11 protein-coding genes are annotated in these 12,886 nt (G+C 41.8%); 6 read left to right on the plus strand and 5 right to left on the minus strand.

The features are described 5' to 3' along the window. Positions 1–9: 9 nt before the first annotated feature. The 5 genes from bioF to FN732_RS09540 form a co-directional block, all read right to left on the minus strand. Positions 10–1,107: an 8-amino-7-oxononanoate synthase gene (bioF, locus tag FN732_RS01400; protein WP_142933863.1), complete on the minus strand. Its 1,098-nt coding sequence runs from the start codon at positions 1,105–1,107 to the stop codon at positions 10–12. After that, a complete protein-coding gene (locus FN732_RS01405) occupies positions 1,094–1,666 on the minus strand; it encodes a response regulator (RefSeq protein WP_142933865.1) in 573 nt (190 codons plus the stop codon). The genes bioF and FN732_RS01405 overlap by 14 nt, the downstream gene beginning before the upstream one ends. Next, a complete protein-coding gene (gene dnaX / locus FN732_RS01410) occupies positions 1,663–3,033 on the minus strand; it encodes a DNA polymerase III subunit gamma/tau (protein WP_142933867.1) in 1,371 nt (456 codons plus the stop codon). The genes FN732_RS01405 and dnaX overlap by 4 nt, the downstream gene beginning before the upstream one ends. Positions 3,034–3,094: 61 nt before the next feature. Beyond that, positions 3,095–5,746 (minus strand): plasma-membrane proton-efflux P-type ATPase, encoded by a 2,652-nt coding sequence (locus tag FN732_RS01415; protein ID WP_142933869.1) that lies wholly within the window; start codon positions 5,744–5,746, stop codon positions 3,095–3,097. Continuing rightward, positions 5,727–5,897, minus strand: a complete 171-nt coding sequence (locus FN732_RS09540; RefSeq protein WP_185954198.1) for a hypothetical protein — start codon at positions 5,895–5,897, stop codon at positions 5,727–5,729. Before FN732_RS09540 ends, FN732_RS01415 begins: the two co-directional genes overlap by 20 nt. A gap of 254 nt (positions 5,898–6,151) precedes the next feature. On the opposite strand from FN732_RS09540, the gene FN732_RS01420 reads away from it, so the two are divergent. Genes FN732_RS01420 through FN732_RS01445 form a run of 6 tightly spaced genes read left to right on the plus strand, consistent with a single transcriptional unit; the run spans position 6,152 to position 12,877 of the window. Continuing rightward, positions 6,152–7,633 carry a chloride channel protein gene (locus tag FN732_RS01420; protein ID WP_221928586.1) on the plus strand — a complete coding sequence of 494 codons (1,482 nt, stop codon included), beginning with the start codon at positions 6,152–6,154 and terminating at the stop codon, positions 7,631–7,633. 35 nt (positions 7,634–7,668) lie between these two features. Next, on the plus strand, positions 7,669–9,186 hold the full coding sequence (locus FN732_RS01425) for a glutamate synthase-related protein (RefSeq protein WP_142933873.1): 1,518 nt from the start codon (positions 7,669–7,671) through the stop codon (positions 9,184–9,186). An 11-nt stretch (positions 9,187–9,197) separates the two neighbouring features. Beyond that, on the plus strand, positions 9,198–9,653 hold the full coding sequence (locus tag FN732_RS01430) for a 4Fe-4S dicluster domain-containing protein (protein WP_142933875.1): 456 nt from the start codon (positions 9,198–9,200) through the stop codon (positions 9,651–9,653). Positions 9,654–9,658: 5 nt separating this feature from the next. Beyond that, entirely contained in the window at positions 9,659–10,948 is a 1,290-nt protein-coding gene (locus FN732_RS01435) for an NAD(P)/FAD-dependent oxidoreductase (RefSeq protein WP_142933877.1), read from the plus strand. Continuing rightward, a complete protein-coding gene (locus tag FN732_RS01440) occupies positions 10,948–12,072 on the plus strand; it encodes a class II glutamine amidotransferase (RefSeq protein WP_142933879.1) in 1,125 nt (374 codons plus the stop codon). Before FN732_RS01435 ends, FN732_RS01440 begins: the two co-directional genes overlap by 1 nt. Before the next feature lie 10 nt (positions 12,073–12,082). Then, a complete protein-coding gene (locus tag FN732_RS01445) occupies positions 12,083–12,877 on the plus strand; it encodes a GltB/FmdC/FwdC-like GXGXG domain-containing protein (protein WP_142933881.1) in 795 nt (264 codons plus the stop codon). Positions 12,878–12,886 lie beyond the last annotated feature (9 nt).

Below are 12,886 nucleotides of genomic sequence, written 5' to 3' on the forward strand. Positions count from 1 at the left end.
TTTCTTTTCCTAAAGTAGATTATGAATAGCATTCCAAAGTAATTCTATCTCCTTTTTTGTATGTTCTGAAGTTACAGTTATTCTCAATCTACTTTCCTTAACAGTAGGTGGTCTTATTGCAGGTACAAAAAAGCCTTCCTTGTAGAGTTCCTCCGAAATTTTCAAAGCCTTCTCCTCACTTCCAACAATGAGAGGAAATATCGCAGACTGCGATTGAATTTGGGAAATTTCCCTGAAAAAAGAGATTTTTTCCTGAAGTTTTTCCATTCTATCTGGAACTTCTTTTAAATTTTCAAGTGTCTGACATGCAATAGAGGGAGGTAGAGCCGTTGTAAATATAAACGTTCTACATTTGTTAATTAGGTATTCTCTCAGGAATTTTGTTCCGCAAACAAATGCTCCAAAGGTTCCTAATGCCTTTCCCAACGTTCCAACAATTACAGTTCTCTCATCTGGCCTCAGTTCAAAAAGGTCTAAGCTCGACCATCCAACAACCCCCGTTCCGTGGGCATCGTCAAGTATGAGAGTGCAGTCGTACGTATCCTTAATTTGGAATAGACTCTTTAAATCGGCTAAATCCCCGTCCATACTGAAAACTGTGTCGGTAACTATGAAACACCTTCTGTAGTTTTTCCTTTCCTTAGATAGGATAAATTCAAGCGTATCTGTGTCGTTGTGAGGATAGACAATCTTTTTTGCCTTTGATAGCCTACATCCGTCAATGAGTGATGCATGGTTAAGCTCATCTGAGAGAATCAAATCCCCTTCTCCGGCCAGCGTTGAAATTACTCCAACGTTTGCCATGTAACCGGAGGAGAAGAGGAGGGAGCTCTCTGTCTTTTTTAAGGTAGCAAGCCTTTCCTCCAATTCCTCATGGACGGAGAAATTCCCACAGACTAGTCTTGATGCTCCACTACCCCCTCCCCATTTTTTAAAGCACTCTAAATTAACCTTCCTTGAAAGCCCCAAATAGTCGTTTGATGAAAAGTTCAAGAGCTTCTTACCGTTTATTTCTATAGTTTTCCCTTGGAGAGAAGAAATCCTGAGTAGTTTTCTGTATAGGTGTCTCTTCTTTAAATCTATTAACTCCCCTTCAATCCAATCCATTTTCCTCGTGGTCTATTCCGTACTTGTTTAGTTTCCTATAGAGGTTTGATATGTCAATTTCCATAAAAGATGCCGTCTTCTTTAGGTCTCCGTTAAACCTTTTTAAAAGGGAAACTATGTAGTCCCTCTCAAACTTCTCCTTAGCCTGCCTCAATGGTAGGTTACTGTAGTCCTTATTTAAAGTTTTCTCCTGTTTTCTTCTACTAACTGCCGACTGTATGGCATTGAAAAATTTTTCGTACTTTATCGGTTTCTCTATAAAATCAAATGCACCTAACTTCATAGCCCTTACTGCAGTTTCCACAGTTCCGTGTCCTGAGACGATGATAACCGAAACCCTATCTGTTAACCCCTCCTCGTTCATCTTCCTAAGAACTTCCGTTCCTGAGATTCCCGGTAAAAAAAGGTCTAAAATAAGAATGTCTGGGGATAGCTCTCTAACCCTTTCCAAAACTCTCGAGCCCAATTCTTCAGTAAAGACTTCGAATCCCTCATCCTCAAGGATTTCCTTTAACGTTTCTCTTATAGTTCTCTCATCATCAACGACTAAAACCCTCATCCTTCACCTTTCGGTCTTATCTCTATTATTTTTGCACCGAGAATTTCTAAAGTTTTATCCAACTTTCTATTTGTTTCATCTGAAATTTTAAACTGTTTTGTACCATTGGAAATCTTAGGCTTTAGAAGCTTAACAGGTTTTCCGTAGAGTTTTTCCAACTTATCCAACTTTCTAACCAAAGTGTTATAGGCAGTTTCCCCCTTAGGTAAAACTTCTACGAAGTCCCCCTTCTCTTCCACCTTCTCTACAAAAGCCTTTAAAGGTTCATTTTCAGTTTTTTTTTCCGTCTTCTTCGAAATTACCTTAAGGTCCAATCCAGACTCAAGAACCTCACTGAGTTTTTTGACCTCACTGAAGTAAGAGAGTTTAAAGAGAGTAAAAAAGAGAGCAGTAAAGGGATACGGGTGATTCAAAGCTTCCCTGTAGCCGTTTGAGAGAATCTGGTAGGCGGAGATAAGCTCCTCATCGCTAAAGTCGGAACCTCTGACAAACTCCCTCTCGACGGTCTCTATCAGCTGTTTAAAAACAAAGTTCGGGTTGTAACCTTCCCTCTCTAACCTTTTTATTCTCTCCCGGAGCTCCCCCTTTTTTCCCTCAAACCCTAAGTTGAGGAGCTCCAAAAGCTCCTTTCCAGTCAAAAGTCCTAAAAATTCAGAAACTGTTTTTGTTTCTACCTTTCCTTCACCCAAGGCTATTGCCTGGTCCAAGAGGCTCTCTGCATCCCTCATGCACCCTTCGGAGTAAACGGATATGAGCCTTAGAGCTTCCTCTTCGTAGTCCACATTTTCCTGACGGCATATATGTGAAAGGGTTTTAACCATAGTCTCTTCTGGAATTTTCCTGAAGATGAACTTCTGGCACCTTGAAAGAATAGTCTCCGGAATCTTGTCAAGCTCAGTTGTTGCAAGAATAAAGGCTACGTGTTCCGGAGGTTCCTCAAGAGTCTTAAGGAGAGCGTTAAAGGCCTCCTTTGTAAGCATGTGGAATTCATCAATTATGTAGACCTTCTTCCTACCCTTTGTTGGAGCGTAGTGAACGGACTCTCGGAGCTCCCTAATCTGGTCAACTCCCCTGTTTGATGCCGCATCAATCTCTATTACATCTGGGTGGGAACCTCTATTTATTTCAACACACTGACTGCACCTGTTGCAGGGTTCACCATCCTCTAAGTTTTCACAGTTGAGGGCCTTTGCAACGATTCTTGCAGTTGTTGTTTTTCCTACGCCCCTTGGACCTGCAAATATGTATGCGTGGGCAAACCTGTTGTTCTTTATGGCATTTTTAAGAGTTTCTGTTATAAACTCCTGACCTGTAACCTCGCTGAACTTCTGAGGTCTGTACTTTCTCGGTATTGCCGTGTAGGACATCTCCTCTCCTGCTTCTTAGGTAGGATTAATTATATTCCTGAAACAGGAGAGGAGGGAAAAACTAAGCAGAGAAAACCTTCTTCAAGAATTTAAAGTGGCCTGGAGCAAACATGAACTTCTTCTCCTTGTACATTCTCCAGACCCAGAGTTTCACAGAGTCGTTTATAAAGAGCCAGACCATTGCGTATCCCCACATAAACAGTGCCCATCCCCATCCTGCCGGAGTCATGAGTCCAAATCCGTAAACTCCAATTATTGTTCCTATAATCCTTGTCCAGTATGTAGCAGCCCAGAGAATGGGAGCCGGCCAGGGCTTTTTCCATAAGTGATCCATAATCCTTGTGTTGTAGAGGGTTCCATGTCCCTTTATGGCAAGTTTTAAAAAGACAACTGTTTGAATCAAGTCAATCGGAAGGTGAAAGTACTTGAAAAGTAAGAAAACAGCAACGAACGATTCAACGACACCTGCAAGACCAAGGTAGGTTGCCATAACGTTTATTTCGTACATGTCCCATCTAACGGGTTTTGGAGATATCCTTACCCTGTCGTAGGCAATTGCAAGAATTGGAATGTCGTTAAGGAGAGCTAATAGAATAATCATTATCGCAGTGATAGGATAAAAGTGGAAGAAGATAATTGAAAGAGCAATAAATCCTATTATTCTTATCGTTTCTGCTATCCTATAGATCGTATAGGCCTCCATCCTTCCAAAAATCTGCCTTGCAATTTCAAAGGCCTTTATGATTACCATGAGACCCGGTTTTAGGAGAACCAAGTCTGCAGCTGCCCTTGCAGCATCTGTTGCATTTGAAACTGCAATTCCACAGTCTGCCTTCCTCAAGGCAGGGGCATCGTTAACGCCGTCTCCCGTCATTCCTACTATGTGGCCTGCCTTTTGGAGTTTATCAACGATAAAGTACTTGTCCTCGGGAAATACCTCTGCAAATCCGTTTGCTTCCTCAATGATTTTTATTATTTCAGACTCGTGCCTCTTAACAGTTCCGACTTTAAGTTTTGTATGTTCGAGCTCCTTCTCAACTAACTTTACGACCTCCTTAGCCTTCTTCTCAGCTTCCTCCTCACTCAGTCCCTCAACCCTCATAATTGCCTTTGCAATAATTCCTGCAAGCTCGGCATACTCCTCGTTCGTTGCCTCCCTTAATTCCCTTGCACTAATTATGTTTTCACCGATTCCTAAAATCCTTGCTATGTACTTTGCAATTGCTATGTTGTCACCAGTTACCATCTTAACTTCAACACCAAACTTCTTAGCCTCCTCAATTGCAGCTTTTGAATCTTCCCTTGGCGGATCAAAGAGCGGAATTAGACCAACAAAGTGGAAGAGCTTTTCATCTGGCTTTTTGACAGCGACTCCTAACGTTCTAAATCCGTTTTCTGCAAATTCCTCAACTTTCTTGTAGGCTTCTTTAACGTCAAATTCATGTGGGTTAGAGAGGGATAGAATTACCTGTGGAGCTCCCTTTGTAACGTAGAGTTTCTCTCCCCTACAGTTTACAAGGGCTTCGGTCCTCTTTCTCACAGGGTCAAAGGGGATGAACTTCTCCTGAGTACACTCCTTTACCTTTTCGTAGATTCCCTTCTCCTTTAACCAGTCAAAAATCGGTATTTCAATTGGGTCTCTGTTCTCCTCCTTTGAGGCAAGTGCTGCGTAGAACATTAAGTCCTCTGGTTTGTAGTCCCTTACAGTGTAAGGCGTTGATACCGTCATCTGGTTTTTAGTTAACGTTCCCGTTTTGTCCGAGCATAGAACATCAACACCTGCAAGCTCCTCAATTGCTGCAAGTCTGCTAACTATTACCTGTCTCCTTGCCAAGTCAAGAGCTCCTATTGCCATTGTAACCGTTAAAACTGCTGGGAGGGCAACAGGAATTGACGCCACAGTTAGAACAAGGGCATATCGAAGGAGCTCTATCTTGTTCGTTCCCCTCATAAGTTCAATAATAACTAAGATAGTGACTATTATCACGGCTACAATTATCAGGAAGTTCCCGACCTTTATAACCATTTCTTGGAAGTGGCTTCTCTGTTCCCTCTCGGCCTTTGCAACTAAGGAAACAGTCCTTCCAAAGTAGGTGTTGAGCCCCGTTGCAACTACAACACCTATCATCTCTCCCTTTTTAACTATTGAGTTACCGTAAACAACGTCACCGGGCTTTTTTGTAACGGGAAGGGACTCCCCTGTAAGTGCAGACTGGTCAACCAAGAGGTAATCCCCTCCACCTATCAATTTCATATCTGCAGGGACAATGTCCCCTATCTTTAGCTTAACGATGTCTCCCGGGACGATTTCCCTTGCATCAACCTCCTGCCACTTCCCATCCCTTAAAACGAGGGCCTTCCTTGCAAGCTTCTCCTTTAAAACCTTTAGAGCTGAGAGGGCCTTGTGTTCCTGCCAGAAGTCAACAAAGGCGTTTACAAAGAGGAGAATGAGAATAATCGTGAAGTCTTCCCACTTTTTAACAAGGGCAGAGAGAACGGCTGCAATCTCTATCATCCAGGGGATTGGCCCCCAGAATCTCCTGAATATTCTGTGCCATAGAGGTTCTTCCTTTTCAGGAATTTCGTTAAAGCCAAATTCTTTAAGTCTTTTTTTAACTTCTTCAGATGAAAATCCTTTATGAGGGTCTGTTTTAAGCTCTCTTATTGTTTCCTCAACCGTTTTTTCTTTGAAATCATCTATTGTCAGAGCCATTGTTTCCCTCCCCTTTCTTTTTCTTCTCCTTCCACCAATCGTAAGTTATGTAAAGACCTGCGAGGAGAGCCCCCAACATGTACACATAACCTAAGATGTAAAAGACAGTAAATATTGGGTCTTTCATAAATAGTTCTTTTCCTGCGCCCATCTTCCCTCCAGAATCCTAACTTAAAAAACATTATAACTCATTTATTTATTTGGTATAATTTTTCTAAATTTTAGCACTTTGGAATTATGTAACATATGAAATTTTTAAAGCAAGTCTTATACCTTTTTATAATACCTACAATAATTGGTATCTTAGGTGGTTTTTCAGCTATACTGTTCAGAAAATTAATAAAGCTTAGCAATGTAATTTTTAATCTCTTCTCAGGAAACAACAGTATATATTACGTTATTCTTATGCCCTTTGTATTTCTTTTTACCTACACCGTGTCCAGAAAACTCTTAGTTTCTCCAGAGAATGTAACTATTGATGAGATTGCTAAAAAGATATCCGTCGAGAAAGGCGGATTCAACATCAAAAAAGGACTGTTGGTTTTAGGATTGACCTCCTTTAATATCGGTTTTGGCGTTCCTGTAGGACGTGAAGGTCCGATTGCCAAGTTGGGGGGAGTTCTCTCAGAGCTCTTTTCAAAGGTATTTAAAATCGACAGAATCCACCTTCCAATATACCTAACCTGCGGTGTTTCATCGGCTCTATCTGCAACATTTAATGCACCAATAGCTGCAGTCTTATTTGGAATTGAAATTGTTTTAGGAAAGATAAACAGCTATATAATTATTCCACTTGTTATCTCTTCAAGTGTTGCAACCCTTATTTCAAGGAAATTTTTAGGAAATTTCACAGCTTTCTACGTTCCAAAACTTTCTTTTCAGGACTCTGAAATCCCGCTATTTTTAGTAATTAGTTTTCTCTCAGCATTAATGTCTATTTTATTCTTCTTCCTCCTTGAATTTTTCTCATTCTTTCGCATCAGATACAGAAAACTTTGGGGAAAAATCTCGTTTATATTTGGATTTTTGGTTGGTCTTCTCATATACATCTACCCTGAAATTGCCGGAGTCGGTTATAGTTCTGTAACTAAACTCTTTCAGAATGGTTTTTCCCCAGATAGGGCTCTTGAAGTTTTCATTTCAAAATTTTTAGCCGTTGTTCTCTCCTTTGGAAGTGGAGTGTTTGGAGGTCTTCTTGCTCCCTCTATATTCATGGGTTCATTCTTGGGCTATTTTATCGGAGATTTTTCCCAGTTTGACCCAAGGGTATTTGCTCTCGTCGGCTCGGCTGCCTTTCTAAGTGGAATTTCAAGGGCCCCTTTTCGTTCTACTCTCATAATAGTTGAACTAACTCACAACTATCAGCTTGTAATTCCAACCCTTCTTACTTCTGTCCTGACAAACTACTTCATTGGAAGTTTTAACGAAACGTCCCTTCTAAAGAGAGCTCTCCTTCACAGGGGAGTGAAGATTGATGAGCTATTGAAATCGAGATTAAGGAGTTTAAACGTTAAAGAATTTATAAAACCTGTAAAACCTGTTTATGAGACATCCCATATAAGTTACGTTCTCAAGAGATTTTTAAACGATGAAGTTAGATATCTGCCCGTTGTCAAATCACCTAAGGATAGAACTTTAGTTGGAATAGTTTCTGTTAGAGACTTAGAACTTGCAGCAATAGAGGAACAAACAAACCTTTATGTAAAAGAAATAATGACACCAGAACCTTTTGTCCTAACCCTTAACTCCCCGCCGGAAGAAATCCTAAAAGTGGTTGCTCTATTCGAAGTTGGCCAGATACCAGTAGTCGATAGTTCTGAAAGGTACGTTGGAATGTTTGATGTAAATAAATTTCTAAAAAAGATAATAATTCAAACCAATTTTTAGTAAAATCTCCTTTACTCACTTTGGGGGTGAAAAAGATGCTCTTTAAGAAACCTCAGGTTGCATTCTATCCTTTCATGGTATTAAGGGACGACTATAGGTGCGTAAGGTGTAAATCATGTGTTGACCAGTGCTCCTTTGATGCAACTTACTACGATGAAGACCTTGATATGATAATGAACCACCACGAAAACTGCGTAAATTGTAAAAGGTGTGAGGCATTCTGTCCTACTGATGCTATTAAAGTTGTCAAAAATCCTTCGACATTTCACCCTGATGCCAACTGGACTCCCGAAGCTATAAGGGATGTTCACGTTCAGATGTTAACGGGAGCAGTGATTCTCACCTCAACAGGAAACGATAAGCCGATTAAAAACTACTTTGACCACCTCCTCCTTGATGCCTGTCAAGTTACAAACCCACCAATTGATCCTCTAAGGGAACCTATGGAACTTAAAACGTTTGTAGGAAGAAAAACTGACCAGTTAGAGTTTGACAAGGATGGAGTTTCAATCAAGACAACGATAGGTAAACAGCTTGAGCTTGAAATTCCCGTTATGTTTTCTGCAATGTCCTACGGGTCAATTAACTTAAACCTTCAAAAGGCCATGGCAATGGCATGCAGGGAGTTTGGAACGTACTGGAATACGGGGGAAGGAGGACTCCATAAATCCCTTAGGGAGTTCAAGGACCACACAATTGTTCAGGTAGCTTCAGGTAGATTCGGAGTTGACCTTGAGTACCTTGAAACCTCAGCTGCAATTGAAATTAAAATTGGTCAGGGGGCAAAGCCCGGAATCGGTGGGCACCTTCCGGGGGAGAAGGTTAACGAGGGAATTGCAGAGACGAGGATGATTCCCGTTGGTTCAGACGCCATATCTCCTGCTCCACACCACGACATTTACTCCATTGAGGATTTGAGGCAGCTCATATATGCATTGAAGGAGGCAACAAACTACGAAAAGCCTGTTTTTGTAAAGATAGCTGCAGTCCATAACGTTGCTGCAATTGCCTGCGGTATTGCCCATGCTGGGGCTGATGCTATAGCAATAGACGGGGTTAGGGGAGGAACTGGAGCTACACCTAAATCCCTCAGGGATCACGTCGGAATTCCAATAGAGTTAGCCATTGCAGCTGTTGACGATAGATTGAGAAAGGAGGGACTCAGAAATCAAGTTTCCCTCATAGCGGCAGGGGGATTTAGGAGCGCAGTCGATGTCTTAAAGGCAATTGCCCTCGGAGCTGATGCAGTTTATGCCGGAACACTTGCAAAGATTGCTGCCGGATGTACCCAGTGCCAACAGTGCCATACAGGAAGGTGTGCTTGGGGAATAACTACGAACAATCCAAAGCTTGCAAAGAGGTTAAATCCTGAAATAGTTGCTGAAAATCTCTACAACCTCTTGAGGGCTTGGGCTCACGATATTAAGGAGCTCTTAGGAGCGATGGGAATAAACGCCATTGAGTCAATTAAGGGAAACAGACTGAGACTTCGCAGCTGGGGACTTACAGAGCAGGAGAATAAAATTTTAGGTGTTTTACCAGCAGGAATGTAGGAGAGGTGAAAATGTCTAAGAAGAGAAAGTTGATGAAGGTTTATCCAATAGAGGAAAACTGCATCTCCTGTAGGTACTGTGAGGTTGCCTGTACTATGGTTCACAGTGAAAGCAAGGACCCTGTAAAGGCTTACAAATTGGAGAATCTACTTCCAAGGGCCACCGTTGAAGTAAAGGAAGAAGTTTCTCTATCACTCATGTGTCGCCACTGTAAGCATCCTTTCTGTTTTGATGCCTGTATCTCTGGGGCAATAACGGTTGATAAAAGTGGCAAAGTAAAATTAGATGAAGAAAAGTGTGTTGGTTGTTGGAACTGCGTTCTGGTCTGTCCGTTTGGAGCAGCCCATCCAATAATTAAAGAGGAGAAGAGGCACTCGTTCAAGTGTGACCTCTGTGAAGATAGGGGATTTCCAGCCTGTGTGGAAGCCTGTCCAAACAGAGCTCTCATCTACGACTTTGAGAGGTGATTGAGATGAAGTACGTCATTGTTGGAAACAGTGCAGCTGCTATTGGATGTATAACTGGAATAAGAAAGGTGGATAAGGATGGAGAGATAGTTGTTATCTCCTACGAGGATAAGTGCTACTCAAAGCCTATGATAGCGGACATTTTGGTCGATATCCCTGAGGAAAAGCTTACTTACAGGGATAGCTCCTTCTTCGAGGAGAATGGAGTTACCCAAATCTTAGGACACAGAGCGATTAACATAAACACAGAGAGTAAGGTCGTTACTCTGGATTCGAACGAGATTGTTCCCTACGATAAACTCCTCATAGCTACTGGAGGAAAGCCCTTTGTTCCTCCAATAAAGGGGAGTAACTTGGAGGGAGTTTTTACGTTTACGGAGCTCTCCTCAGCAAAGAGATTTAAGGAGTACATAAAGGAAAATAGCGTTGAGAACGTTGTTGTAATAGGTTCAGGATTTATAGGTCTTGAAGTTGCCTACTTTTTGAGGGAGTTAGGTATAAACGTTAAGGTTGTGGAGCTCCTTGATAGGGTTTTAGCAAGGGCCTTGGATAGGAGGGCTTCTCAGATAGTAGAGAACATGCTGAGGGAAAAGGGAGTTGAGTTTATTTTCAACAACACGGTTGAAGAGATTATGGGGGATGGAAAAGTAAGCAGTGTAAAGCTTAAGTCGGGGGATGTTCTGAAAGCTGGTGCTGTTGTTGTTGCAATAGGAGTTAGACCGAACACAGAACTTGCTCAAACTGCCGGAGTTAAAGTAAACAGGGGAATAGAGACTAACGATAAAATGGAAACATCTGTTAAGGATATATTCGCAGCCGGTGACTGTATTGAGTGTTTAGACACAGTTGACAATACAAAAAAACTGATTCCGCTCTTTCCTTTAGCCTTTGAACAGGGATTTATTGCAGGATTAAATATGGCCGGGAAAGGTATGGGATATCTTGGAGGTTTTGTCCTCAACTCCTTGAAGTTCCTGCCAGTTCCGGTTCTCAATGCTGGTGCAGTTGAACCTACAGATGATTCCTGTGAAGTATTTATTAACGATAAGTTTGAAAAGAAAGGTTTCTACAGAAAGGCTATTGTGAGAAACGGCAAGCTCATAGGCTTTATTGCGATAGGAGAAATTGATAGAGTGGGAATTCTTACAAACCTGATTAGACAAAAAGTTGATGTAAGTGACTTTAAGGAAAGGTTGGTTGAACTTGATTTTGGACTCGTTGACCTTCCCAAATGGTGGAGAGAGGAAAAACTTAAAAATGATAAAACCGCCTATAAGGATTGGAGGGCTGTCTAATGTCTCCTTACTACAGTGAAATGTCGGGATGCGGTTTGGCCGGAATTGTTAACAGAAACGGTGAAAAAATAAGCGGTAAGTTTATCTACGATTCGATAACCTCTATGAAAGAGCGTGGAAATGGAATGGGGGCAGGTTTTGCCGCCTACGGTATATATCCTGAAATGGCAGACTACTATGCGTTTCACGTAATGTTGGACGATTTGGACTACGAAAGTGAAGTAAATACCGTTCTCAACAGGAGTTTTAAAATTGTAAAGAGCGAGATAATACCGACAAAAGAGGTTCCTTCACTCTACAAGAAAACAAAACCTCCCGTTTTCTATAGGTACTTTGTTGAACCGAGGGATGATGCCCGCTTACCTATGGAGTCTGAGGAGGACTTGGTAGTAAGAACTGTTATGACAATTAACGAAAAGGTTAAGGGAGCTTACGTAATTTCAAGTGGAAAAAACATGGGAGCCTTTAAGGGTGTAGGACATCCTGACGAGATAGGAGACTTTTTTGAAATAAAAGAGTACAAGGGTTACATCTGGCTTGCCCATACCCGATTTCCAACAAACACCCCTGGCTGGTGGGGAGGAGCTCACCCGTTTACTCTCCTTGATTGGGCAATAGTTCACAACGGTGAGATTACATCTTACGGTACGAACAAAAGGTACGTTGAGATGTACGGTTACAGATGTACGCTCTTAACCGATACAGAGGTTGCAGCCTACCTCTTCGATTTACTCTTTAGAAAACATAGACTCCCAATAAGGGCTGTCTTTATGGCTATGGCATCTCCATTCTGGAAGGACATAGAACACTATAGAGAAACAGGACTTGAAAAGACCTATGAAATGGCAAGGATGATTAGAACTGTTTACTCTTCAGCAATGCTCAACGGTCCGTTTGCAATGCTCTTTGCCTTTAAGGATGGGGTTATTGGATTTAACGATAGAATAAAGCTCAGACCCTTTGTTGCTGCAGAAAAGGGAGATACTGTTTACATGGCTAGTGAAGAATCTGCCATTAGAGTGGTATGCGAGGAACCTGATAGAGTTTGGATGCCAAAGGCCGGGGAGCCTGTTATTGCTCTTTTAAACCACTGTAAGGAAGAGGACGTTTGCTACCCTGCTTAAGGAGTGAACCATGAAGGTAAAGGCTATTTCAGATGGGATTTACGAAATAGAGTGTGGAAATGTTCACTACAGAGAGGTGAATAAAAAGGTAAAGGAGCTCGTTAACAAAGGAGCAAAGAAGGTCATTCTTAAGGAAGTCTACGGTCAGAGGTACATAGGAACTGGAATAAAGGAGAACGTAAAGATAGAAGTTTACGGAACTGCCGGAAACGACCTTGGAATTTTCCTATACGGTCCTGAAATTGAGGTTTTTGGAAATGCCCAAGACGGTGTTGGAAATACTATGAGGACAGGGAAGATTGTTGTTCGTGGCCATGCAGGGGACGTCTGCGGTTACGGTATGAGGGGAGGTAAGGTCTACATAGAGGGAGATGTCGGTTACAGGGTTGGAATACACATGAAGGGATACAAGAACCTTGTTCCAACTTTTATAGTAGGTGGAAAGGCTGGAAACTTCTTCGGTGAGTACATGGCCGGTGGAATACTGATACTTCTTGGTCTTAACAGAAAACCAGGAGAGGATATAGTGGGAGATTACTGTGCAACAGGAATGCACGGTGGGGTTATATTTGTTAGGGGAGAAGTTCCAAAGAGATTTTTGGGAAGGGAAGTAAAGGTTTTTGAACCGGACGTAAAGGACTTAAAACTCCTTACTGATGAGTTAAAGGGATTTTCAGAGGCCTTTAACATACCAGTAGAGGAAATACTATCAGAGCCCTTTACAAAGATAGTTCCCGTCAGTGCAAGGCCTTACGGAAGGATGTACGCCCACAGGTGGGGGATTGCAACGGGAATAATTAAGTAGTTTGGAGGT

Origin of the sequence: Balnearium lithotrophicum (genome assembly GCF_900182585.1) — a bacterium.
Taxonomy (GTDB): domain Bacteria; phylum Aquificota; class Aquificia; order Desulfurobacteriales; family Desulfurobacteriaceae; genus Balnearium; species Balnearium lithotrophicum.

Coding starts and splice junctions, on each gene's coding strand:
- FN732_RS01420 (WP_221928586.1), top strand. CDS start 6,152: ATGCCCTTTGTATTTCTTTTTACCTACACCGTGTCCAGAAAACTCTTA.
- FN732_RS01430 (WP_142933875.1), top strand. CDS start 9,198: ATGTCTAAGAAGAGAAAGTTGATGAAGGTTTATCCAATAGAGGAAAAC.
- bioF (WP_142933863.1), bottom strand. CDS start 1,107: ATGGATTGGATTGAAGGGGAGTTAATAGATTTAAAGAAGAGACACCTA.
- FN732_RS01405 (WP_142933865.1), bottom strand. CDS start 1,666: ATGAGGGTTTTAGTCGTTGATGATGAGAGAACTATAAGAGAAACGTTA.
- FN732_RS01445 (WP_142933881.1), top strand. CDS start 12,083: ATGAAGGTAAAGGCTATTTCAGATGGGATTTACGAAATAGAGTGTGGA.
- FN732_RS01425 (WP_142933873.1), top strand. CDS start 7,669: ATGCTCTTTAAGAAACCTCAGGTTGCATTCTATCCTTTCATGGTATTA.
- FN732_RS01440 (WP_142933879.1), top strand. CDS start 10,948: ATGTCTCCTTACTACAGTGAAATGTCGGGATGCGGTTTGGCCGGAATT.
- FN732_RS01415 (WP_142933869.1), bottom strand. CDS start 5,746: ATGGCTCTGACAATAGATGATTTCAAAGAAAAAACGGTTGAGGAAACA.
- dnaX (WP_142933867.1), bottom strand. CDS start 3,033: ATGTCCTACACGGCAATACCGAGAAAGTACAGACCTCAGAAGTTCAGC.
- FN732_RS01435 (WP_142933877.1), top strand. CDS start 9,659: ATGAAGTACGTCATTGTTGGAAACAGTGCAGCTGCTATTGGATGTATA.
- FN732_RS09540 (WP_185954198.1), bottom strand. CDS start 5,897: ATGGGCGCAGGAAAAGAACTATTTATGAAAGACCCAATATTTACTGTC.